Source organism: Ketobacter sp. (genome assembly GCF_003671495.1).
In the GTDB taxonomy this organism is placed as follows: Bacteria; Pseudomonadota; Gammaproteobacteria; order Pseudomonadales; family Ketobacteraceae; genus Ketobacter.
Genome location: NZ_RCHN01000007.1, coordinates 57,979 through 81,641, shown reverse-complemented (window position 1 = coordinate 81,641; position 23,663 = coordinate 57,979). Strand labels below are relative to the sequence as shown.

Sequence of the window (23,663 nt, the reverse complement as noted above, 5' to 3'; positions counted from 1 at the left end):
CTGTTCCTTGGCCATCCAGGTCCAACCGGACTTACACCGGCCACCACATTCCCGGTTAAAATTTGTTATTAATTTCTAATTGTTTTGCTGTCTCCCGCTTCCGCTGCCATGGAATGCAGGGACGGGGCCAGCTCTTTGAGCGCCTTGCGGTACACTTCCCGCTTGAACGACACCACCTGGTTCAAGGGGTACCAATAACTTACCCAGCGCCAGTCATCAAACTCCGGTGGATCACCGAAGGCAAAACTGACCCGGCTTTCGCAGCCGGTCAACATCAGCAAAAACCACTTCTGTTTTTGCCCAATACACAACGGTTTGCTGCGGTACCGCAGAAAACGCTTGGGCAGACGATACCGGAGCCAGCCCTTGGTGGAGCTGATCACCCGCACATCCTCAGGTTTTAAACCGATTTCCTCATGCAGTTCGCGGTACAGCGCCTGTTCCGGCGTTTCGTTCTCCGCGATCCCACCCTGAGGAAACTGCCAGGCATCCTGACCCACCCGCCGGGCCCACAACACCTGCCCACGGGTATTCGCCAGAATGATCCCGACATTCGGCCTGAATCCGTCCTCATCGATCACGCTTATGGTTCCAATTCTTCACTAGGATTATAAATACCCTAGTCTGCCCGTCGGTACAACTGGGATTCATCCAGCACCGGCGCACAGAGCGCCCGTCAACATCTTATAACTATAGAACTATTTGTTTGATTTTTCTAAACTTTTAAAGGCATGTGGCGATATGCAGCGTTTATTAGGCCTAAGCAGCCTGATAAACTGGCGCCCATCCTTTGCTGCCAACAAGTGAACTGACTATGAGCCTGGCCATTTTCGATCTGGACAACACCCTTTTGAACGGCGACAGCGATCACGCCTGGGGGGAATTCCTGGTGGACAAGGGCATTGTGGATGCGTCCTTCTATCGCAAGCAGAATGACCATTTCTACGAACTCTATAAACAGAGCAAGCTGGACATCCTGGAGTACCTGGCTTTCGCCCTGGAACCTCTGACACGCTTTACCCGCCAGGAGTTGAGCGACCTGCACCAGCAGTTTATGGCGGAATACGTTACCCCCATGCGCTTGCAGAAGGCGGACGACCTGCTGGCCCGGCACCGCGCCCAGGGTGACTATCTATTGATCATTACCGCCACCAACGGCTTTATTACGCGGCCCATCGCCCAGGCCATGGGGGTGGATGACATCCTGGCCACCGACCCCGAGATCGTCGATGACCGCTATACCGGGGGCATCGTCGGCACCCCCTGCTACCAGGACGGCAAAGTGACCCGCCTGCAGCAATGGCTGGCGGCGACGGATCACAGCCTGGACAACAGCTGGTTTTACAGTGACTCCATCAATGACCTGCCCCTGCTGCAGGCGGTGACTCATCCGGTGGTGGTGGACGGCGACGAGCGCCTGTGCGCCGAAGCCCGACAGCGAGGTTGGCCATGCATCAGCCTGCGCGACTGATCCGGCTTGCGGTTGCCGCAAGCCTGGTGGCGGGCAGCGTCTTCCTGAACGGCTGCGACGACCCCGAGCCACCCCCCGAACCCAGCCCCACCGTCGCCCCGGTGGTAGAGACAAGCCCCATCACCGCCGGGCAATTGGCCACTCTGGAACACTTCCGCCAGGGCACCCAAAATCTGTTCACTGAACTGGAAACCTGCAGTGCGGAACTGCTGGCCCAGGGCAACGAATTTTTGGAGCAAACCGACGCCAGTGGACTGGAAGCGCTCAAAGCCCACTGGCAGCGCTGCTTTGACCTGTATCAGACCAGCACCGTGTTGCAGGCCGCCAGTGCGGAACAGGAGGCCCTGCTGGCGGAGGCCCACAGCCGGTTGGGCAACCCCCTGACCATGCCCGGCTTTATCGACAGCGTGCAGGAATACCCCTACAGCGGCATCGTCAACGACGCCAGCCTGCCCCTGGACGCCGAAACCCTGCGCCAGCAGCACGGCATCACCGACGAAACCGAGGTCAGCACCGGCTTCGACGTGGTGGCGTTTCTGCTGTGGGGTGAATCCTGGAGTGCAGCGCGGGGCAATCCCGACCTGCCACCTCGCCCCCTCAGCGATTACCAGGCAACGGACCTGTGGGAGGACAGCACCACCGACCTGCCGATCGAGGAACACCCCAACAATCGGCGCAGACGGCTGCTGGCTCTGACCCTGGAATTGCTGGCGGCGGACTGCCAGGCCCTGGCGGGCAGCTGGCAGAACGGGGGCATGCCCGCTTCCGGAGAGGACTTCAGCGCCTGGCAAGAGCAGCAGCTGCAGGCACTGCTAACCGGTTTGTCGCAGTCACCGGAGAACCCGGCGTTACGGACGCAGGTGATCCTGTGGCTGCAAAACGGGTTGCTTCCCGGGGTCAGCTTGGATGGGTTGTCGGAAACCACACCGGCCCCGGAGTTGATTGAGCGCTTATCCGCGATTCAGGCGTCCGACCTGACACTGGAAAGCATCGAAACCCGCCCTACAGCGCCGGATTGACCCGGAAGAACAACGCCTTGAGGTAGTGGGTTTCCGGAATGGCCGGGTGAACCGGGTGATCGGGCCCCTGGCTGCCGCGATAGACCAGCTGGGCATGCCGGTCCACGTGCCGGGCAGTGGCCCGCACGGTATCCAGCAGCGCCTGCTCGGGCAGGTGCATGGAGCAGGAGGCCGACACCAGCAGGCCATCTTTCTCCAGCAGACGCAGACCCAGGTTGTTGAGCTTGCTGTAAGCGCTGAGACCGTTCTTGTAATCCTTTTTGCGCTTGATGAAAGCGGGCGGGTCCAGCACCACCACGTCGAATTTCTCCCCCTGCTCCAACAGTGCCTGCAGTACGTCGAAGGCGTTACCTTCGTAACTGGTGACCCGGTCCGCCACGCCCTGCTGTTCCGCATTGGCCTGCAGCTGGTCCAGGGCCTGCTCCGAGGCATCCACCGCCGTCAGCGTTTCCGCCCCGGCTGCCAGGGCCTGCAGCCCCCAGCCACCGATGTAGGAGAACACATCCAACACCCGCTGGCCCTTTACCCAACGCATCAACTCCCGTCGGTTTTCCCGATGGTCGTAGAACCAGCCTGTTTTCTGGCCGGTTTCCCCATGGGCCTGGAAGGGCACCCCGTTTTCCTGCAGGCAGAGGGCAGCCGGCCAGTCTCCACTGGCGACACGCACGTCCAGAGTCAGGCCTTCCTGTTCCCGCAGGGGGCTGTCATTGCGCAGCAAAACGCCTTTGGGTTGCAGTACCACGTCCAGGGCCGGCAGCAGCATGGGCAGCAGGCGTTCCATCCCGGCGGTATTCACCTGCACCACCAGGTGATCACCGAAGCGATCAATCACCAACCCGGAGAGCCCATCACTGTCGCCATACACCAGACGATAATAGGGCTCAGGATAGACCCGCTCCCGCAGGTCCAGGGCTTGCTGCAGGCGGGTTTCGAGAAAGCGCTGATCCAGTTTGCGTTTCCAGTCCCGGGTCAGCAGGCGGCCACAGATCAGGGAATGGGGGTTCACATAACCCCGCCCCAGGGGCTTGCCGGAGGCCTCTTCAAAGATCACCTCTGCCCCGGGCTCCAGCCCCTGCAATGGCCCATGGCCGGTGTCCACTTCATTACTGAAGATCCACAGATGGCCGCTCTTGATCCGGCGCTCCTCCTTGGCTTTCAAACGGATACGGGGCAGGTTGGCTTCGGACACAGGAACGGCTCCACAGTCTAATTGTCCAGCAACTGGAGCATCATTGGCCGGCTGCTAAACTGATTAATAATAAGTTGGCCGCGGATTATACCGAAATGACCTCCACTCCCATACTGGACGACGAGCACATTGCCAAAATACTGCGTGGTATAACGGTTCCCCCACAGCCCCAGGTGATTGTGGACATCCACATGGAACAGGCCATGCCCAACCCGGACCTGGATCGGATTGCCAAACTCATCAGCCAGGATGTGGGCCTGTCCGGGACCATTCTCAAAGTGGTCAACTCCAGCCTGTTCGGCATGAAAAGCCGCATGACCTCCATTGAACAGGCGGTGCAGATTCTGGGGTTGCCCACCATCGTGCGCATCATGGAAGGCCTCTCCATCAAGAGCCAGATGGATGATGAAACCATTGTGGCCCTCAGCAGCTTCTGGGACAGCGCCCTGGACATCGCCAACGCCGCCGCCACCCTGGCCCGGGCCATCGGTTACAAGGCCGGTGACAAAGCCTATTGCGTGGGCTTGTTCCATAACTGCGGGGTGCCCCTGCTGTACCGCGCCCATGATAACTACCAGGCGGTGCTGGAGGAATCCTATTCCCAACCCAACCCCCGCATCATCGACGTGGAGAACCAGTACCTGAAAACCAACCACGCGGTGGTTGGCTACTATGTGGCAAAATCCTGGGGCTTGCCGGCGGACCTGTGCGACGTGATCGCCGAGCACCACAGCGTGGAGAACATCTTCCGGCACCGGGCCAGCAGCTATGACCACGGCCGCAAAACCCTGCTGGCGATTCTGAAGATGGCAGAACACCTGTGTGGTCTGCCCCAAACCCTGGGCAACAGTGAACAGGACCACGAATGGGAGGCCATCGGCGAAGACCTTTTGGTGTACGTGGGGCTGAGTGAGCTGGATTTTGACGACCTGGCGGCCCAGATGGAAAACAGCGGCGTTGCCGCTTCCGGCTACTATGACCATTGAGCCGCTGCATTCATATTCTGTTACCCTGTCCCCTTCTCTCCCATAGCTGGCTTCGGTAGACTCTGCCCCCAGCGTTTACACCAACCGGAGATAGGGATGTTTTGTTCACCACGCCGCTACGCCACCGCGAGGGTTACCCTCCATTGCACCGTATTGACACTGCTGATGGTGCTCTGCGGCAGTGTTGCCCAGGCGTCCCTGATCGGAGCCAGCAGCAACCCCAAGCAGGCCCGGGTGCTGGTGGAGGAAGGCCGGACCATTCAGGTGCGCTGGATTGTGTCCACCACCCCCGCTCACCACACCGGTGCCTTTTCCCCCCAGGGCGTGCTGAAGGATGCCGCCACCAGCACCGTGTTGAAAACCCAGGTCACCCCCTTTAACGACAGCGAAGGCGCAGGCCCCCTGCATTTTGAGGAAGCCCTGATCATCACCGCAGAGGAAGCCCGCAAGTGGCTGGAACTGGGCTATCGAAAACTGCAGTACACCCGCCAGTTCAGCACCGGCAGCGAGAAGCCTTCCACCAGCGAAGCCAGCGTCAGCATCCTGCTGGCCACCAAGGACATGGGCCTGAACGCCGTCACCCTGAATGTGCCTCTGGCCATTCACAATCTGGAACTGAGCTTCAAACCCCAACGTTTTCGCAGCCAGATCAGCCAGGGCTTACCGTTGCAGGCGCAGCTGGGCATCATCTATTCCGGCCAGGGTCAATTGCAGGGCAGCTGGCAGCTGGGCACCATCGATCCCGGCAGCGGCCAACTGGTGTATCAAGAGCTGGCGCAAGTCAACAAAGACCTGCAGCAGGGCCGAAAGGATTGGCTGCTGAGCCCGCAGCTGGATACGATCAAAACCGGTCACCACGTGCTGCGTTTTTGTGCCCTGGAATCCCTTGAGACCGTGCAGGCCACTCCCGCCAACCTGTGCCCCAACCAGCAACTCAGCAGTACCCTGGAATATCAGGTCATTGCCGACAGCCAGCAGACCTCCGCCATCCAGACACCGGCCTCTCTCTCTGCCAGCACGCAACTGACCTGGCCGGCAACGGCCGATACGGTGATCTACGAGTTGGTATTGCGCCAGGAGAACGGGAAAGAAAGTGTGACTTCGGGGGAGTATGTGGGCCGCCTGCTGATTCCGGCCCCCAGAACCGGCACAGTGCTGTCCGCCGCGTTACTGGATCAGTTGAAGCCCGGCGCCACCTACCTTTGGCAGGTGAACGCCCTGGATCAGCACGGGGATTTGATTCGGCAGACCGCGCCGGCCCGCTTCGTTTTCATGCCCTAGGGGGCGTGGGCCACGCCTGGCTCACTTCTCCGCGGCTTTATCCGCCCCCTTGGCTTCCTGCTTTTTCTCTTCGATTTTTTCCACCACCCGCTCCACTTTCACCAGCGCCACAATGCGTGAGCCGGGGGTTACCTGCTCGCGGGTGGGCGCACCGGACAGGATGGTCAACTGTTTGCGCGGGTCCAGCACAAACATCGGGATCGCCTTGCTGCCGTATTTCTCCAGGTAATCCTCAAGGGTGAATTCTTCGCTGATATTGGTGGTACGCATCTCCGCGCCCTGGGCCACCAGACTGGCCAACTTGCTGTAGGTGGCGTCCTCTGAGAACAACGCGATACCGGACAGTTCCTCGGACACGGTCTCCCGTTCGCTCTTGCGCAGACTGGCTTGCGTGGGCAACGCGTACACCCGCTTCTTGCCAAACTCACGGGTATAGCGTTGTACCGCGAGCAAGTTCAGGTCGTCGTTCTGGGACAACCCCAGCATGCGACCAATGCCCACCAGATCCAGTTCTTTTTCCGCCAGTCGGGACACCGGGTTGCCGTGGAACGTCTTCAGACCGTCCATACGGGCCTGGCGCACGTTGTTGCGATAGCTGTCCGCCAGCATCACATCAAAGCCCAGTCGTTTCAGTTCCTTGGCGATGGTGCGGGAGACCTGGTTGGCGCCAATGAAGAGCAGGCCGCGGGGCGCCTGTTCCACCACACCCAGCCAGGTGGCCAGGGGCTTGGCGGTGAGGCTCTGGAACACCACCGTGCCGATGATCACCACGAAGGTGAGGGCCACCAGCAGATCCGCATTCTCAAAGCCCAGCTGGGACAGGCGCAAGGCGAACAGCGCCGACACCGCCGCCGCGATGATGCCGCGGGGCCCGATCCAGGCAATGAGGGTTTTCTCCTGCCAGGTGATGGAGGTGCCCAGGGTGGCGCTGATGATCTTCAGGGGGCGGGCAATAAAGTGAATAAAGCCGAGGATGGCCAGGGCCTGCCAGCTCAACACCGCCAGGTCATCCAGGTTCACCCGCGCCGCCAGGATAATGAACAGGCCGGAAATCAGCAGGATGCTCAGGCTTTCCTTGAAGTCGAGAATGTTTTCGGTTTCCACCCCGCGCATGTTGGCCAGCCAGATCCCCATCATGGTCACGGCCAGCAGCCCGGATTCGTGTTCCAGCGTATCGGACAAGGCAAACACGGCCAGCACGGAGATCAACACAAACACATTGTGCAGGTAGTTGGGAATCACATCGTTGCGCAGCAGCCAGCCGCAGATATAACCGGCTCCACAGCCCAATGCGCTGCCAATCACCAGGATCTTGAAAAACACCAGCATCACCGCCAGCCATTCATTGCCACCGGTGGATTCCGCCACGATGAAATTAAACACCAGTACCGCCAGCAGCGCCCCCAGCGGATCAATCAGGATGCTTTCCCAGCGCAGGATATTGGTGATGCGAGCATTGGGGCGCACCGAGCGCAACATGGGCACAATCACCGTGGGACCGGTGACCACCACCAGGGCCCCAAACAGCAGGGAAAGGTGCCAGTCCATGTCCAACAGCCAACTGGTGAACACCGAAATGCTCACCCAGCTGGCCACCAGACCAAAACTGAGGATACGCCACACCACCGATTCCATGCCCTGAATTTCCTTGAATTTCAGGGTCAGGCTGCCTTCAAACAGAATGATGGCAACCGCCATGGACACCAGCGGAAACAACATGTCGCCGAACATCATGTCCGGATTCAGCCAGCCGGCCACCGGCCCCACCACAATGCCGGTCAGCAGCAAAAACAAAATGGCCGGCAAGCGCAGCCGCCAGGCCACCCACTGACACACCAGACCCAGCAGGCCGACCATGGCAAAGCTCAGAATAAAATTGGATTCCACCCGGACTCTCTCGTCACCTGGTTAATGAAAACACCTGCATTGCACTCTACTGGAAAGCAGCCCCTAGCTCCAGGGCACTATTCCCCCGGCCCCGCAGTGTTGCCGCTACTGCCTCGGGTGGTATGCTTCAACCGCAACATGCTGGCTTCCAACGTGCGCAATTGTTCCAGTATGGCACCCATTTTGTGATGGGTCTTGAGATCCAGGTCGATTTTGCCGTCCATGGCCTTCACCAGCGGAAAGATGCTGCCTTCCAGGGTGGAGACCAACCCCTGCAGCAACAGGTCGATGCCCGGCACCGGCTGATTGACCACCTCCACGTGGGTGGTCATGTTGGCCATGGCGTCGGCGATGGACTGCAGGGATTGCTGCAAGCCATCGTTATTCGCGGAGGCAGGCAATTCCGCACGGGCTGACAGGGCCGTGACCGCTTTTTCAATGCCCTGGGACATGGCATTCAACTGCGACACCACCCGCACGCCCACATCGGCGTCGTCGCCACCGATCTGCTTCAGGCGACGGAATTCCTGTTTGATGGCCTCCCAACGCTGCGCTTCCTCGGCGGTAAGCACTGCGCGCAGCGCTTTTAACTTGAGCAGGTTGGCTTCGGTTCCCGTGGTCAGCAGCTGCGCCTCCCCCAGATAATGATCATTGAGCAGTGCCTCCAGTTCATCGGCGGTCATAACCGGCGTCACTTTCTCCGCCAGTTTGTTCATATTGCGGTAACTGCCCTGCAACTTGAACGGTGGCTCGGTACGGAAGCGTTCGTCCTGGGCGGCGGATTCGATGTATTGTTGATTCACTTTCAACACCACTGCCTGCACCAGGAACAATTTTTTCAGCGTCTCAACGATTTCGCGGCTCTCGGCGGCGGAATAGGGGTGCTTGAATTCGGATTCATTCACCGCCCGGCCCTTGGCCATATCCACAAACAGATAGAAGTCCGCCATGTCGCGGGTGGCCAACGGCGCCAGCACCGGATTGGAAGTCATGCTGTTTTCAATGTAGCTGAGGGCAAACACTTCTTCGGTGCCGCTCAAGACGTCACCCAGGTTATAGATGTCGGCCCGGTTGGCCAGCATGTCCGGAATCTTGAACAGCTCGCCGCTTTCTGTGTAGGGGTTCCCCGCCATCACCACGCAGAATTTTTTACCGCGCATGTCGTAGGTTTTGGTTTGCCCTTTCCATACGCCTTCGATGCGCCGGGTCCCGTCACAGAGGGAAATGAATTTTTGCAGAAACTCGGGATTGGTATGCTGGATATCGTCCAGATACAACATCACGTTGTTACCCATTTCCAGACCCAGATTCAGTTTTTCCAATTCCTGGCGGGCGGTCGCATTGGGCGCCTGCTGCGGATCCAGGGAATCCACTTCATGCCCCAACGATGGACAGTTGATCTTCATAAAGATCAGACCCAGACGATTGGCCACGTATTCCATCAACGTGGTTTTGCCGTAGCCGGGGGGCGAGATCATCATCAACAGTCCCATCAAGTCAGAACGTTTTTTATCGCCCACCGTCCCCATCTGCTTGGCCAGGTTGTCACCGATCAGCGGCAAATAGGATTGATTGATGAGTTTGTTGCGCACAAACGAGGACAACGGCCGCGCCTTGAACTGATCCAGGCGCAAGCGTTTTTTCTCGGTTTCCACAGCCTGGTGGCGCTGCGCCTGATAGCGCTGGTAAGCCGGCACCACCACCGTCTGGTGCTGCTCCATACGCAGCAGGAATTCATCCAGTCGCATTGTCAGGCTGCCCTGTTCAATATTGGCATGGGACGACAGCAAACCGTCCACCGTGAGCTCCAGATTCAACTCGCGGGGTTTCCAGGCCAGGCGGCCATCCACCAGGATGCGGACCACCGCCTCAGGAATGAAGGCGTGGAGGGATTGATCCTCCTGCTGGTGCAACCAGGCGCTGAGCCACCCTTCCACATAACGCCAGGCCTTGCCCGGCGTTCCCTGCAAGGCGCGGATATTGTCTTCAAACACCGACTGGGCATTGGCTTGTTTCAACGCCCGCTGCAGGCTTTCCATCAACGTCTGGCTGGCCCGGGTCACGGAAAATTCCAACATCGGTTTGGCCAGTTCCAGGATCAGGTAACGGGCGCTGCGCCGGGCAAATGACTCCGCCCCCGCGACACCCTGCTGTTGCAGGAATTCCTGCAGCTGCTCACCTACCTCCAGCCACAACTCGTTGAAGGCCCGATCGCTGCCAAACAGGTTGGACATCTGCACGGCAGACTGGGCCCGCATGGGCCACTGCTTCTGCTCATCCTGGTCCTGGGTTTGCGCCCAGTACAGTGTGGCCCAGGCCCGCGCCAAAGGATCAAAGCGCAACAGATCCGCCAGCTCATACTGGGGCAACAGGCGTTCCAGGATCAGCGCCGCATCGTGGTCGTGGATGCCCCGCTCATAGCCCTCTTTATAACGGGGTTCAGCGTACTGGCGCAGTAGCTCCATCAGCGCTTCCCGCTGGTTGCGCGCCTGCATCAATTGTGTGATGGAGAGCGCTTCCTGATGGCGTTCCGCCGCCCGCAATACCGAATAAGCCAGATATTCCGCCCGACTGACCTGTTCGGACTCCGAAGCCATGGCCATATTCCAGTAAGCCTGGGTGCCCTGCAGCCCTTCGATGTCACAGGCTTCATAAAAATCCGTGCCCGACAAATGAAAATACAGTTCCTCACCCCGGGGCAGCAGGGTCAAATCCAGATCCTGGGTGTTGACGCTGAAACGATGGCGCGGCCCCAGCTTGATGACCTTGCCGTCGTCTTCATAAATATCAGATTTATCCCGCAGGGAGCGCACCGCCTGATCTTTCACCCCTTTTAACTGGGCGTCCACATCATCGGCTTTGACCGCATCATCCAGTTCACGCAATTGCTGTGACAACTGCTTGAGCTTGTTCAGCAGCGGATCGGAACTGAAGAAGGTGTTCAGTTCCTCTTCGGTCTTGAATTTCTGACTGCGCTTGCGGACACCGTCGATGATGCGTTTGGCGGCATCGTGCAGGGTTTGCGCCCGGCGTTGCTGCTCATCCAACAGACCCTGCTTGTGGGATTCAAAGGATTCAAAAATCTCTTCCCGCTTTTCCAGGATGTCCGCCAGGAATTCATCGTACTCCCCGAACTGGCTTTCCAGCTCTTGCAACTGATTCATCAGTTTGGCCAGTTGTTGGTCGCAGCGATCCGGCGAGGTGGACAGGCTCAGGCCGCTGGTCATGCTCTGGGACAACAGTTTGAACTGGGCGGAAAACTGGGCCAGGGCCTCGTTGTAGCCCAGGCTCTTCAGTTTGTTCTGGGTGCGGGCACGGGCCTGGTTCAAATGGGCAAACAGGGTGGAGATGCGTTCGATGATGGCGGTGCGGACGGTGGCCTCCGCCGCGGTAATGGCGCTGACGGTTTCGGTGAGGGCATCCAGCCCATCACTGAGGGTCGCCAGTTTCTCCAGCAAAGGCGCCAGCTCGGATTTGATGTCTGTGTCTGCCACCTGCTTTTCCAGGTGTTCCAGATCATCGTAGAACGGCTGCAGGGATTGCTCCTCCGCCAGAAAATCAATGGTGCGCGCTGCAATGGCGTCCTGCTGCTGCTCCAACTCGCCATCCAGTTCCCGAATCCGTTCCTGGTTGATGTAGCGGTAATCCAGGATGGTCAGCAGGTGGCCCCGCAGCTTGCGAATGCCCAGCATGGCATTCATGAAGGGCTGTGGTGTGGTCCAGGCGTCCGGCTGCATCCGTTTGATCAGCGCCGCCACGGATTGCTCGGCATCCTGCAACGCTTTCTGGGAACTCTTGCGGATACTCTGGACTTTTTCATATTCATCCAGCACCAGCTCGCCGGACTCAATGATGGCCTTCAGGATGTCATGGGTCTCCGCCAAGGAGGCGTCCGACAACCAGTAATACTGATCAAACAGGCGGGAGGCGTATTTGCACAACTCGTGATAATGGGCCGACGCCGCATTGGGGCTGCGGATCAGCTGCACCACACTGAACAAATCCGAAATACCCCGCACCAGTTCCGCGTTGCCAATCCGGCCGTAAAAACTCTGGGACTGTTGCGCCTGGCTGGCGTGAACGTCACTGAAAAACGGCGACTGCCAGATTTGCATGGGATGCACACGGGTGGGTTCCTCGTCGGCCGAGAACACCACCATGCGGCCATCTTCAAACAGGCCGTAGCCATGGCCATAGACCGGATTGCGCAGGGCCTTCTCGATCATATTGTAAGGATACAGGGCCACCACACCGGTTTCCGCCTGGTAGTGCACGTACAGCACATCCTCGCCGTTGGGGGAGCGAATGGCACGACGGAAGCGCAGGCCCTCATGCGGTTCATCAAAGGTTTTGTATTCCCCCGTCTGCAGGTAATAACCGCCGGGAAATACTATGCCGTGATCCTCCGGCAACTGTTGGCAACTGTCACCGATGGCGTCAATGCGCACCACAGACTGGTTCAGGCGATTGAACACCAGGTGGCGCCAGCGCTCTTCCTGATAGGGCTTGATGCGCAACAGAATCAGCTGGCCGATCTCAGCAAACAGGAAATCCGCGTCATCCAGGGATTGATTGGGATCGTCCACCGGCTCCGCATAGATGCCTTTACCACTGCGGGTGTTGTTTTCCACCTTGATGGTCAGGTCGCCGGCGATGGTATCCACGAATAAGGTATCGAGGATATTCACATGGGGATGGCGACCGTCGACAATGGCTTCCCGATCCACCTCGCGCCATTGGAAATCCCACGCCGGCGGCAGCTCAATGTCGCGCTCGCCGCGGTTATCAATGTACTCAATCTGTGAACCATCCGCCGATACCGACCAGCGGAAGACGCGAATATCCGTCAACCGCTCGCCGATCTGGAACGCCGCCAGCAGACGCCCCTCCTTGACCCGTAACTGGGTTAGCGAGGTGTTCTTGTAATAGGTATACAGCTCATTGAAATCGGACTGAAACCGGGCATCTCCCAGAAACGTGTTCTGGGCAGACACCGGCTCCATGTCCAGCGCGTCTTCCCCTTCCACCAACCGATAGAGGGAAAACACATCCGCCACCGAGGTGGTTTGTTTGAGTCCGATAAAGACGTTGTAGCCAAACAGCAGGTAATCGCCCACCCGTACAATATCCCGGGCCAGGCAGTTGTTATCGGTGCGCACTCGGGTGCGGCCGATGATGCTCAACTCGGTGGAACCGAACTCCTGCAGGCGCGCCTGATTGAGTTGATTGGCCAGGGCTTCCAGACGGTTACCCTGATCCGCCAGGCGCTTGCGAATGACTTCGTAGGCGGTGCCCTGGGCCACCGCCGATTCAACCTGTTCCGTACTTTGTTTCATGCCTTGTGTGGCGCTGGCTGCCTGACTCACGTCTGTCACTGACCGTCCCTGCCTTTATGCTTCTTTCGGGGAATCCGCTGCAACGGCTTTTTCTTCACCACCCAGATTGATCAGCTTGTTCAACGCCTGCTGAATCATGGGGCTCTTACCGGTGACCGCATTGATGGCATTGCCCACCGACAGGGCTTTGGCAAAGCTGTTGAAGTAATCGCCTTCACCGCCCACGATTTCGATCTTCGCTTTCTCCAGAGCCGCCGACAGCACTTCCGCCTGATCTTTGGCGATGTCCTTATTGGCTTCGATGGTGGCCATGACTTCCTGGAACGCCAGATCCAGGCGCATGCGCAATTCTTCAAAGTCACGGGCTTCCGGACTCATATTGTTCATGGCTTCGAACTTGTCAGTGAGACCTTCCGCTTCAGCACGCGCCTTCTCACGGATGACCTGGGCAGTGGCCAGGCCTTTCTCACGCTCTGCCACCGCAGCGGCACGACCGATGGCCTCATCACCACTGGCCTGCGCAGTCAGCTTGCCTTCCATGATGGCCACGTCTGCCATGCCGATTTCTTTCTCACCACGGGCCTTGGCCTGCAGTTTTTCTTCCAGCACCCGGGCATCCGCCAGACCCTGTTTCTCGTTGGCCGCAGCCTGCTCTTCAATAACACGGGCACGGGCGATACCTTGCGCCTGATCGGCGTTGGCTTTGGCCACGCCTTCTTTCTCCAGCGCCACCGCTTTGGCTTCCTGCACGCGGGCCTGGGCCAGACCCATGGCCGCTTCTTCCGCCTGGGTGCCTTCGGCACGCTTGATCTGGGCCTCCGCCTGCTTGGCCGCTGCTTCCAGTTCCGCCTGGGCGATCACATTGATTTCCTTCGCCCGGTGGTTGGCCATCATCTCTTCGGCTTCCGCTTTCTTCACCTGTTTCACCAGGTCTTCCTGGGCATCGGCTTCCGCATCCAGCACTTTCACCTGCTTCAGACGTTCCGCTTCGGAGATCGTGCGAACATCCTTGATGCGCTCTTCCTCTTCTGCCACTTTCTTCTCAACGGCGATGCGTTCGCTGATGGTATTGGCGATGATCTTGCGCTCTTCTTCCAGTGCCTTTTCTTTTTCGATGGTTTGCAGTTCAACTTCCCGCTCGCGGTTCACCACCTCAAGCTGACGGGCTTTTTCCACTTTCTCATGCTCAATGGCCACCGCACGTTCGCGGTTCTTGCCAGCGATTTCCACCTGACGCATTTTGTTTTCTTCGGCAATGGCAATGGCCTCTTCCGCCGTGATGCGGGCCGACTCAGACTTCTGGCGTTCCTCTTCCTTGACCTTGAGGGTTTCCGCTTCCTCACGGGCGCGCAGGCTTTCCACTTCACGCTGCTGGCGGGCTTCCGCATCCGCCTGCTGACGCTCCAGCTCCAGCATGGCCTCTTTGGTGGTGACGTTCTTACGCTTGATTTCCAGCTCTTCGTCCCGCTCCAGGCGATTGGTTTCCACGTTCTGGGTGGCGGTGACTTCGGTGATGCGGCGAATACCTTCCGCATCCAGGATATTGTGAGGGTCCAGTGCCGACTTCGGCGTTTGTTCCAGATAATCGATGGCCACGTCTTCCAGCACGTAACCATTCAGGTCTTCGCCGATAACCTCAATAATGCGATCACGGAACTGGATGCGGTTTTCGAACAGCTCCAGGAACTCCATTTTCTTACCCACGGTTTTCAGGGCTTCGGAGAACTTGGCGTTGAACAACTCGTTCACCGCATCTTTGTTCGAAGCTCGATCCACACCCACGGCTTTCGCCACTTTCAACACGTCCTGGGCGGTTTCATTCACCCGCAAGTAGAAGGCGACGTTGATGTCAGCCCGCAGGTTGTCGCGACAGATCAAACCATCCTTGCCCCGGCGATCAATCTCCAGGGTGATGACGGAAATCTTCATGATTTCCTTTTTGTAGATCACTGGCAGCACCATGGCACCAGTGAAGTACACCTTTGGCGATCTGGACATGTCGTTCACGATCAACGCATTACCCTGATCAACCTTGATATAAAAGGCTTTGAACAACGCCAGTACAGCAACTACTCCTAGAACTATTATTGCAAAGCCAACCAGAAAGGGCATGACCATTTCCATAGCATGTATTCCTCTTATTTTATTGGAGAGTATCGTGATTAGTGATTCGAATTAAATTCGTGCTCGGGCACAACCCAGTAGGTGTTGTTTTCCGGATAGTGTTCTATTAACACCACCATATCGCCTCTTTTAATTTTGTTATTAGCTTCAGCCCTGATTTTAAGTATTAGACTTGCTCCTTCTAAATCTGCGGTCGCTTCGCCAAAGTTTTCATCCACTCGCGTAGAACGCACTTTGCAAGGGCGCCCCAGCAATACTTTCTCCGGTACCGGCGCATAGGCCTTTTTAAACAGTGGTTTCAGCGGCCGAATCAAAGCCGCCGTTACAGGGATTGATACCGCTATTGCAACAGGGATAAGCGCAGTACCCACAAGGTACGTCATGAAAGTGCCATACCCCCAAAAGAAGAACAAATGGACCACAAAGTAACTAATGAACCAGCCAAGCAACACCAGCAGTGTCAGGACTATCGTAAAAGGTACGCCAGTTAACCCGAGAGTAACCATTAACCCAGCTATTCCTGTAAGGCCTTCGACATCCAGATCCGCGTCGAAATCGACATCTAAGTCCAACACGTCCAGCTCAATTAGCCCCAGCGCAGCAACGGCCCAATAGAGCGTGATAACCGCCAATAAAATCGTAAAAAAAACAGTAGGATAGTGAAAAATATTAGAAATGAATGCTTCCATTTAAATCCCCGACAGCAGACATATTATGTCAAACTAGACGCTTAGACATAATATGTCAAGATTGATGTTGTTATAATCCTGCCTCAAAGAGACGCAACGATAGCAAGGTTTTATCCGGTTAGACAGATTTGCTTGACATGATATGTCAGGCAGGTCTAACCTTAACCCTATCGACATAATATGTCAAAAAGGAGACAAGCAACGATGACCCAAATCCAGGAACTCACCATTCAATTGGGGCAGGTGAATTACGAAGGGCACACCTTTAACTGCTTACCCATTCAGGGCGAACAGGAGGTGCTGCAGGTGATCGTGTCGGAACTGGATGCCATGCCCATTTTCGTCACCATCACCGATACCCAGATTCTGTGCATCACGTACCTGTGCAAGCAATCGGAAATCCAGCCGCAACGGATGGCCGATTTGAACAAAACCATGCTGGAGCTGAACGTGGCCATGCCACTGAGCTCCTTTGCCATTGTAGAAGATTATTACGTGGTGTTCGGTGCCATGGCCACCAGCAGCAGCTTTAACGACACCTGCAAAGAATTGATCACCCTGGCCTCCAATGCTTACGACGCACTGGAAGCCCTGGAAGAATACCTGATTTAACGAACACAGACCGGAGACACAACATGAGCGTACTAAACAAAATCTGGACTGCACTGCGTGGCGGCGTACGGGAAATGGGCGATGCCATCGTGGACTCCAATGGCATCCGCATTTTCGAGCAGGAAATCATCGACGCCAAGAACAGTATCCAGCAGGCCAAAACCAATCTGACCGAAGTGATGGCCCGCAAGATGCAGGCAGAACGCAAGGTCAGCAAGCTGGTGGAGGATATCCGCACCCACGAAGGCTATGCCAGCAAAGCCCTGGATCAAAGCGATGAGGCTCTGGCCCTGGAAGTGGCCGGCAAGATCGCCACCTTTGAAGGCGAAAAGCGGGAGCAGGATGCCATTGTGGCGCGCCTGACCGGCCAGGTGGAGCAGCTGAAAGCCCACATCAAAAAAGCCGAGAAGCTGATTGCCGATCACGAGCGCGAGCTGTCCATCGTGCGCACCACTGAGAGTGTGCAGAAAGCCACAGAGCAGGTGGTGGAAAACGTGGCGGCCAACAACTCCACCCTGAACACGGCACGGGAATCCCTGGAGCGCATCAAAGCCCGCCAGGAACTGAAACAGGATCAACTGGAAGCCGGCGAGTTGCTGGACAAGGAATTCGCCGGTAACGACCTGGACAGCAAACTGGAAGAAGCGGGCATCAAAGGGGAAACCGCATCAGCGGCTGACATCCTGGCCCGGATCAAAGCTGGCAAACAGTAATCCTGAAAACGGATTACGGCATTCTTAACGCGATACCAACGCGATACCAACGCGATACCACTGCGTGCGGTATCGCGCTTTTTGCGTGGTAAACAGGTAACAGCATGAACGAACGTTGGCAAAAAGAGAAGCAGGCCATCAAAGCCGTCCAGGTGGCCTTTGATGTATCGGCGGAGGCGCAGCGCGTGATCAAGCAGGCGGCGCTGGACAGCAATCTGAATCCGCCGGACCAGATCCGCAAGATTCTGGGTTTACCCTATAATAAAAAGCCCCTGCGCCCCCGGCTCACGGTCTCCCTGAAAGCCGAGGACTTCACCATTCTGGCGGAAAAATACGGCCTTGATCCCGATGACCAGAACGCCATTCGGGAAAAAGTGGCAGAAGAGCTGCTGGCCTACGCCCGCAAACACGAAGACTAACCGAATCTACAACCAGCGCCGGCGACGGAAGAACGCCAGCAACGTAATCGCCACCGTCGCCATCACACCCAGCAGGATATAGTAACCGTAGCGGGAGTGCAGTTCCGGCATGTGTTCGAAGTTCATCCCATAGATTCCGGACAACAAACCCAGCGGCACAAAAATCGCCGTAATCACCGTCAGCGCCTGCATGGTTTTGTTCAGCTGGTGCGACGTCAACGAGATATAACCTTCAATCAAATCGCCGCACTGCTCGTAATACAGCGTGCCCAGGCTGTCCAACCGCTCACACTTGTCGTACACATCCTGCATGGAGTGATAGATGGCGGAATTGGACATATCCAGGATCTCGGTGGGCTCCTTCAGAATTTCCGCAAACACTTTTTCATGATAACTGAAGACCCGGTTTAACTTGCGCAGGCGGGAACGATAGGACACAAAGCGCTGCATCAACTGGTCGGTGGGGTCGTCCAGCATTTCGTCTTCCATGCGGCTGATGTTGTCCTCCAACTCCAGCATGCGCTTGATGTACTCACCCAGGGACTGATTGACGATGCGGGTGAACAGAATGGCCGGGGTGGGCAGATAACGCTGCACATCCTCCACCACGTTCCACAGTTTCTCCACCCCGAAGGAAGTGCCGTTGCGACGACTGATCAGGAAGTTGGTGCCGATGAAAAACGCCACCTGCACGTGACGGACATTGATGTCCTGGTCAAAGCGCTCAAAGCCACGATACAGCACGAAGGTATTGGTTTCGAAATCCTCGTACTTGGGAGGATGCCGCTGGCGCTGGGCATCCTGCACCGCCAGGATATGGCAGCCCAACCCGGTGAGAAAGGCCTTCTCCTGCGCTTCATCCTCCCCCTCCAGGTCGATCCAGATGGTACCGCCTTCACTTTGCCAGCGGCTGATCAGCTCCTCGTGTCCTGCCTGTACTGCTCCGTCTTTCAACCACTGGGTTCGAATCATGCCTATCGCCTTATCAATCTATCAAAACTACCCATCCCTATGGACGGGCGCTTTTTGTCCATGGCCACCTTTATAATCCATCATCAGAGCTGTCACAACCGTTCTTCCCCCATTGGACCAAGCCTGTAGAGAGTGAGACATGAACAATAAAAACAACGGCCTAGGAGAACTTCCCGCGCCAACCACCATGAGCCGAAAATCCTTTTTGCGCCTGTCTGTCGGTGTGGCCGCCGCAGCCGGCCTGGGCACCCTGTCCGGCTGCAGCAACAACGGCCGGGGCCTGCGCTTTGGCGACCTGAATGAAGCCCTGATCGAGTTGGCCCAGATTGAAAACAACCTGGACACCCTGGAAATGCAACAGGAGTGGAGCCTGTACAAGGTACTCAACCACCTGGCCAAGACCTGCGAAGGCGCCATGTTCGGTTTTCCGGAAACCGACCCACCGGCGCAACAGGCCGTTCAGTACATTGCCTTCCAGGCCTTCGTGGCCCAGGGCTATATGAGCCACAACCTGAGCGCACCAGTGCCCGGCCCGGAAATCGCCGACGATGGCCCCCTGCCGGAAGCCTTTGAGCGCATCCGTAACGCCATCAGCGATTTCCAGAGCTTCACCGGTGAGCTGTTCCCCCATTTCGCCTATGGAAAGTTGAATTACCGGGAGTGGGAACTGGCCAATGCCTTCCACATGGCGGACCACTTCTCCAGCCTGACCTACTGAGTTGACGCCACGCGCAGTATCAGGCTAAAAAAACAGGGCGAATTCGATCGCCCTTTTTTATAAGCTTGTTCAGGTCTTTTAGAATCTCTTGAAGAGCGTCCATTGGCATGAGCGACCGCATCCAGAACAACAAACTGGTGGCCCTGCACATCCGCATTCTGGATGAGTCCGGTGAGCTGCTGGAAACCACCGAAGGCTTTCTGCCCATGCTGTATGTACACGGGCACCGGCAGATGCCGCCCGGTTTTGAACAGGCGCTGGCGGGCAAAACCACAGGCGATAAAATCGACGTGCAGGTGCCGGCGGAATTCGGCTATGGCCTGCGGGATGAGGACTTGCTGCAAACCGTGCCGCGCTCGTTACTGGCCACCGATACCGAACTGGCCATCGGGATGGAAATCACCGCAGAAACCGCCGATGGACCATTGCCGGTACGCATTGTTGAATTGAACGAGCACAGCATCACGCTGGACGGCAATCACGTTTATGCGGGCAAAACCCTGCGCTTTGTCGCCGAGATCCGCAATGTGCGGGATGCCACCGCAGAAGAGCTAACCGGCGGCCCCCAGGCCTGAGCGCAACGCCCGCCTCGACTCCGACTCTGCGTTTTTGAATACCGACACATCTATCCGCCAACGCTGGATACGGGAATAGAGGGTGGTGGGTTTCATACCCAGCAAGCGCGCCGCCCCATCCACACCCGACACCTTACCCCCACATTGCTGCAAGGCGCTGATTACATTATTGCGCTCCTCGTTGCGGCGTTCCTCTTCCGTTTTCACCAGCGTCCCGGTGTTCTCAGGTTGAGCCAGCGTCGGTGCCACGGGCAGCAGCGAACGGGTCAGCTCCGGCACATCGATGCGCAACTTGCCGGTGCCGGATACAATCACCGCCCGCTCAATCACGTTCTCCAGCTCACGAATATTGCCGGGCCAGTTATAGGCCTGCAGGCGGCGCACATCCGCGATCGACAGCGGCAGCACCGGCTTGTTCTGTTTGCGGCAGGCCTTTTCGATGAAGTACGTGGCCAACAACGGAATGTCCTCACTGCGTTTGCGCAACGGGGCCGATTCAATAGGGAACACATTCAAGCGAAAATACAGATCCTCCCGAAAACGGTGGTCACTTACATCCGCTTTCAGATCCCGGTTGGTGGCGGCAATCACCCGCACATCCACCCCCCGGGTCTGGGTATCTCCTACCCGCTCGAACTGTTTCTCCTGCAACACCCGCAACAGTTTGCCCTGCAGTTCCAGGGGAATTTCCCCCACTTCGTCCAGGAACAGGGTGCCGCCGTCCGCCAATTCAAAACGCCCGATGCGATCACTGGTGGCACCGGTAAAGGCCCCTTTCACATGGCCGAAAAATTCACTTTCAAACAGGTCCCGGGGAATGGCGGCGCAGTTCACCCGGATCAACGGCCGGGTGCGGCGTTCACTGGCTTCATGGATGGCCCGGGCCAACAGCTCCTTACCGGTGCCGGACTCGCCGGTGATCAGCACGTTGGCGTCGGTGGGGGCCACCAGTTCAATCTGGGCGATGGTATTGCGAATGGCGTTGCTGCGGCCGACGATTTCCCGATAGTTGTGTTCGGAGCGAATTTCCTCCTGCAGATAGGCGTTCTCCAGTTCCAGGCGCCGCTTCAGGCTTTCCACCTCCGACAAGGCCGCCCGCAAGCGGCGATCCGCCTCCCGCCGTTCGCTGACATCCCGGAACAACACCACCGCACCCACCACCCGGCCCTGATCCTCAATGGGCGTGCTGGTGTATTCCACCGGAAACGAGGAACCGTCCTTGCGCCAGAACACTTCGTCCCCCACCTGATGCACCACCCCATCGTGGAATGCCGCAAAAATGGGGCAGCAGTTCATCTGGTAACAGGAGCCGTCCTCATGACTGTGGTGGATGTACTCGTGGGCATTGAGCCCCACCAGTTCCGCCGCACTGTAACCCAGCATTTTTTCTGCCGCCGGATTAAGGAAAGTGGTCACCCCTTCCGTGTTGACCCCGTAAATGCCTTCCCCGGCGGCATTCAGAATCAACTGGTTTTCGCGCTCGAATTCCGAGAACACTTCTTCGATCCGCTTCCATTCCATCAGGCCACCGCGATGATAGCGGGTGGCATCGGCGTCCAGGCGCAGCTTGTGGCAGTACTGGGTATCAAACAGGGTGAACAGCAGGCGGGGTTTGCCCTGCTCTTCAAACACCGAACCGTACACCTCCACCGGGCGCGTGCTGTCGTCGGCGCAAATCAGATTCAGTTCGCTGGTGTAGCTGTTCTTGTTTTCAATGCAGGCCTGACTGAAGGCCACCAGGCTGGGGAATTGATTGGCGAACAGGATGGACACCGGCATGGAAAAGATCTGATCCCGGGTGAATCCGGTGAGGGTCACCAGGGTGGCATTGCACTCCAGCACCTGATCGGCCACCGGGTCGATACACAGTACTGCCATGTCGCTGGTATCAAGCCCATTGGCCAGTAATCTTGCCCTGGTCTCCAGTTCGTTTTCCATGTATTGCCCTCACCAATGCTCAATTACGTGAGTTCAAACAAGGGCCGTGCCAATTACGAATTCTCGTAAAATATTTTTACTCATCTGCGTAATTTACGCTTTTGCGTAACACCTTCTCACCCCCACCACCAAAACATAAGTCATTGTTTTATAAGGGCACTGGGCTACACCAACCAGATTGGCACGGAGCATGCTCTGATCATCACAGAACCAGCCCAGTGGGCGGATCATCTCCGCTGCCGGGCAGATCAGGGGGCGCCAGTCCCGCTCATGTTCCGTAATAGTGCAGGTCACTCCATTCTGCACAGTTTCACCAACCACTCCGGGGGAGAGTCAGAGATGACCGTTAAAAGTCTTGGAAACCCATACGATCCAAACACCAGCCTGACCCATGAAGCGGGATGCAGTTGCCAGAAATGCGCCAGCGCCATCCAGCAGGAAGACGCCACCGGCACTGCGCCCTCGGCACAGATGTCCTCCGAAGAGATGATGGATCGGGCCATCGAGAACGCGGTGGTGCGAGCGGTGTTCAACCAGAGCGACGTCAGCCGCCGTCAGTTTATGGGTTTGCTGGGGGGCGGTACTGCCGCGGCCATGCTGTCCACCTTCTTCCCCATGAACGAAGCCAAGGCGGCCCTCAAGGAATCCATGGGCAAGCTGGAAAAAACCAAACTCAACGTGGGCTTTGTGCCCATCACCTGCGCCACTCCCATCATCATGGCGCACCCCCTGGGCTTTTATTCCAAATACGGCCTGGACGTGGACGTGATCAAAACCGCCGGCTGGGCGGTGGCCCGGGATAAATCCCTGGCCAAGGAATACGACGCCTCCCACATGCTGACTCCCATGCCCCTGGCCATGACCCTGGGTGCCGGTTCCACCGCCGAGCCTTACATTATGCCCGCCGTGGAAAACATCAACGGCCAGGCCATCGTGTTGCATGTGGACCACAAAGACAAACGCGATCCCAAACAGTGGAAAGGCTTCAAGTTCGGCGTGCCCTTCGACTATTCCATGCATAACTTCCTGCTGCGATACTACGTGGCCGAGCACGGCCTGGACCCGGACAAAGACATCCAGATCCGTGTGGTACCGCCGCCGGAAATGGTGGCCAACCTGCGGGCCGGCAACCTGGACGGTTACCTCTCCCCCGACCCGTTCAACCAGCGCGCCGTGTGGGAAAAAGTGGGCTTCATCCACACCCTCACCAAAGATATCTGGGAAGGCCACCCCTGCTGCGCGTTTGCCTGCAGTAAAGAGTTCGCCGAGACCAACCCCAACACCTACGGCGCGTTGCTGAAATCCATCATCGACGCCACCCAGTATTCCTCCAACCCGGACAACCGCAAAGAGATCTCGGAAGCCATCGCGCCGAAGAACTACCTGAACCAGCCGGTGCCGGTGATCCAGCAGGTGTTGACCGGGCGCTACGCCGACGGCCTGGGCTCCATCCAGGATGTGCCGGACCGCATCGATTTCGACCCCTTCCCCTGGCATTCCATGGCAGTGTGGATTCTCACCCAGATGAAACGTTGGGGCTACATCAAGGGCGACGTGGATTACAAAGCGGTGGCAGAGCAGGTGTACCTGGCATCGGATTGCGAAAAGATCATGAAGGATCTGGGTTACAGCGCGCCCACCAAAACCTACGCCAACTACACCATCATGGGCAAAGAGTTTGATTACACCAAGCCCGATGAATACGTGAAGAGCTTTGCCATCGGGAGAGTCTGA

General features: G+C 57.5%; 18 protein-coding genes. 10 read left to right on the top strand and 8 right to left on the bottom strand.

What is annotated here, in order from left to right:
• Positions 1-68 precede the first annotated feature (68 nt).
• Entirely contained in the window at positions 69-581 is a 513-nt protein-coding gene (locus D9N14_RS03015; protein WP_290576736.1) for an RNA pyrophosphohydrolase, read from the bottom strand.
• Positions 582-814: 233 nt separating this feature from the next.
• On the opposite strand from D9N14_RS03015, the gene D9N14_RS03010 reads away from it, so the two are divergent.
• Entirely contained in the window at positions 815-1,471 is a 657-nt protein-coding gene (locus D9N14_RS03010) for an HAD family hydrolase (protein ID WP_290576734.1), read from the top strand.
• Entirely contained in the window at positions 1,450-2,490 is a 1,041-nt protein-coding gene (locus D9N14_RS03005) for an imelysin family protein (protein ID WP_290576732.1), read from the top strand. Before D9N14_RS03010 ends, D9N14_RS03005 begins: the two co-directional genes overlap by 22 nt.
• On the opposite strand, the gene D9N14_RS03000 is transcribed toward D9N14_RS03005, so the two are convergent.
• Entirely contained in the window at positions 2,474-3,679 is a 1,206-nt protein-coding gene (locus D9N14_RS03000; RefSeq protein ID WP_290576730.1) for a class I SAM-dependent rRNA methyltransferase, read from the bottom strand. The two genes, D9N14_RS03005 and D9N14_RS03000, sit on opposite strands and share 17 nt — an antisense overlap.
• A gap of 95 nt (positions 3,680-3,774) precedes the next feature.
• Here D9N14_RS03000 and D9N14_RS02995 point away from each other — a divergent pair, with 95 nt between their 5' ends.
• Together D9N14_RS02995 and D9N14_RS02990 are read left to right on the top strand one after the other, a co-directional pair.
• On the top strand, positions 3,775-4,665 hold the full coding sequence (locus D9N14_RS02995) for an HDOD domain-containing protein (protein ID WP_290576728.1): 891 nt from the start codon (positions 3,775-3,777) through the stop codon (positions 4,663-4,665).
• A 96-nt stretch (positions 4,666-4,761) separates the two neighbouring features.
• Positions 4,762-5,946, top strand: coding sequence for a hypothetical protein (locus D9N14_RS02990; protein WP_290576726.1), 1,185 nt, complete (start codon positions 4,762-4,764; stop codon positions 5,944-5,946).
• A 21-nt stretch (positions 5,947-5,967) separates the two neighbouring features.
• Here the strand turns inward: D9N14_RS02990 and D9N14_RS02985 are convergent, their stop codons facing one another.
• From D9N14_RS02985 to D9N14_RS02970, 4 genes are all read right to left on the bottom strand, one after another.
• Positions 5,968-7,833: a cation:proton antiporter gene (locus tag D9N14_RS02985; protein ID WP_290576724.1), complete on the bottom strand. Its 1,866-nt coding sequence runs from the start codon at positions 7,831-7,833 to the stop codon at positions 5,968-5,970.
• 77 nt (positions 7,834-7,910) lie between these two features.
• Positions 7,911-13,208, bottom strand: a complete 5,298-nt coding sequence (locus D9N14_RS02980; protein ID WP_290576722.1) for a DNA repair ATPase — start codon at positions 13,206-13,208, stop codon at positions 7,911-7,913.
• Between the two features lie 15 nt (positions 13,209-13,223).
• Positions 13,224-15,293: a flotillin family protein gene (locus D9N14_RS02975; RefSeq protein ID WP_317622565.1), complete on the bottom strand. Its 2,070-nt coding sequence runs from the start codon at positions 15,291-15,293 to the stop codon at positions 13,224-13,226.
• 38 nt (positions 15,294-15,331) lie between these two features.
• The gene (locus D9N14_RS02970) at positions 15,332-15,982 is read right to left on the bottom strand and encodes an OB-fold-containig protein (protein ID WP_290576718.1); all 651 of its coding nucleotides are present in this window, start codon (positions 15,980-15,982) and stop codon (positions 15,332-15,334) included.
• Between the two features lie 204 nt (positions 15,983-16,186).
• Between D9N14_RS02970 and D9N14_RS02965 the strand changes: the two genes are divergently transcribed.
• The 3 genes from D9N14_RS02965 to D9N14_RS02955 all read left to right on the top strand — a co-directional run bounded on the left by D9N14_RS02965 (position 16,187) and on the right by D9N14_RS02955 (position 17,726).
• Positions 16,187-16,594: a YjfI family protein gene (locus D9N14_RS02965; RefSeq protein ID WP_290576716.1), complete on the top strand. Its 408-nt coding sequence runs from the start codon at positions 16,187-16,189 to the stop codon at positions 16,592-16,594.
• A 23-nt stretch (positions 16,595-16,617) separates the two neighbouring features.
• Positions 16,618-17,307: a PspA/IM30 family protein gene (locus tag D9N14_RS02960; RefSeq protein WP_290576714.1), complete on the top strand. Its 690-nt coding sequence runs from the start codon at positions 16,618-16,620 to the stop codon at positions 17,305-17,307.
• Between the two features lie 104 nt (positions 17,308-17,411).
• On the top strand, positions 17,412-17,726 hold the full coding sequence (locus D9N14_RS02955) for a hypothetical protein (RefSeq protein WP_290576712.1): 315 nt from the start codon (positions 17,412-17,414) through the stop codon (positions 17,724-17,726).
• A gap of 6 nt (positions 17,727-17,732) precedes the next feature.
• On the opposite strand, the gene D9N14_RS02950 is transcribed toward D9N14_RS02955, so the two are convergent.
• Positions 17,733-18,698, bottom strand: coding sequence for a magnesium transporter CorA family protein (locus D9N14_RS02950; RefSeq protein WP_290576710.1), 966 nt, complete (start codon positions 18,696-18,698; stop codon positions 17,733-17,735).
• Positions 18,699-18,837: 139 nt separating this feature from the next.
• On the opposite strand from D9N14_RS02950, the gene D9N14_RS02945 reads away from it, so the two are divergent.
• A complete protein-coding gene (locus D9N14_RS02945; protein ID WP_290576708.1) occupies positions 18,838-19,416 on the top strand; it encodes a DUF1569 domain-containing protein in 579 nt (192 codons plus the stop codon).
• Positions 19,417-19,523: 107 nt separating this feature from the next.
• The gene (locus D9N14_RS02940) at positions 19,524-19,991 is read left to right on the top strand and encodes a peptidylprolyl isomerase (protein ID WP_290576707.1); all 468 of its coding nucleotides are present in this window, start codon (positions 19,524-19,526) and stop codon (positions 19,989-19,991) included.
• Here D9N14_RS02940 and D9N14_RS02935 read toward each other — a convergent pair.
• Positions 19,968-21,929, bottom strand: a complete 1,962-nt coding sequence (locus D9N14_RS02935; protein ID WP_290576705.1) for a sigma 54-interacting transcriptional regulator — start codon at positions 21,927-21,929, stop codon at positions 19,968-19,970. The genes D9N14_RS02940 and D9N14_RS02935 overlap by 24 nt on opposite strands.
• Before the next feature lie 339 nt (positions 21,930-22,268).
• On the opposite strand from D9N14_RS02935, the gene D9N14_RS02930 reads away from it, so the two are divergent.
• A complete protein-coding gene (locus D9N14_RS02930) occupies positions 22,269-23,663 on the top strand; it encodes a CmpA/NrtA family ABC transporter substrate-binding protein (protein WP_290576703.1) in 1,395 nt (464 codons plus the stop codon).

Bases quoted from the DNA above. Each gene is read 5' to 3' on its own strand.
- D9N14_RS02960 (WP_290576714.1), top strand. From the start codon at position 16,618: ATGAGCGTACTAAACAAAATCTGGACTGCACTGCGTGGCGGCGTACGG.
- D9N14_RS02950 (WP_290576710.1), bottom strand. From the start codon at position 18,698: ATGATTCGAACCCAGTGGTTGAAAGACGGAGCAGTACAGGCAGGACAC.
- D9N14_RS03010 (WP_290576734.1), top strand. From the start codon at position 815: ATGAGCCTGGCCATTTTCGATCTGGACAACACCCTTTTGAACGGCGAC.
- D9N14_RS02995 (WP_290576728.1), top strand. From the start codon at position 3,775: ATGACCTCCACTCCCATACTGGACGACGAGCACATTGCCAAAATACTG.
- D9N14_RS02935 (WP_290576705.1), bottom strand. From the start codon at position 21,929: ATGGAAAACGAACTGGAGACCAGGGCAAGATTACTGGCCAATGGGCTT.
- D9N14_RS02930 (WP_290576703.1), top strand. From the start codon at position 22,269: ATGACCGTTAAAAGTCTTGGAAACCCATACGATCCAAACACCAGCCTG.
- D9N14_RS02970 (WP_290576718.1), bottom strand. From the start codon at position 15,982: ATGGAAGCATTCATTTCTAATATTTTTCACTATCCTACTGTTTTTTTT.
- D9N14_RS02975 (WP_317622565.1), bottom strand. From the start codon at position 15,293: ATGGAAATGGTCATGCCCTTTCTGGTTGGCTTTGCAATAATAGTTCTA.
- D9N14_RS02965 (WP_290576716.1), top strand. From the start codon at position 16,187: ATGACCCAAATCCAGGAACTCACCATTCAATTGGGGCAGGTGAATTAC.
- D9N14_RS02945 (WP_290576708.1), top strand. From the start codon at position 18,838: ATGAACAATAAAAACAACGGCCTAGGAGAACTTCCCGCGCCAACCACC.
- D9N14_RS02955 (WP_290576712.1), top strand. From the start codon at position 17,412: ATGAACGAACGTTGGCAAAAAGAGAAGCAGGCCATCAAAGCCGTCCAG.
- D9N14_RS03005 (WP_290576732.1), top strand. From the start codon at position 1,450: ATGCATCAGCCTGCGCGACTGATCCGGCTTGCGGTTGCCGCAAGCCTG.
- D9N14_RS02940 (WP_290576707.1), top strand. From the start codon at position 19,524: ATGAGCGACCGCATCCAGAACAACAAACTGGTGGCCCTGCACATCCGC.
- D9N14_RS02990 (WP_290576726.1), top strand. From the start codon at position 4,762: ATGTTTTGTTCACCACGCCGCTACGCCACCGCGAGGGTTACCCTCCAT.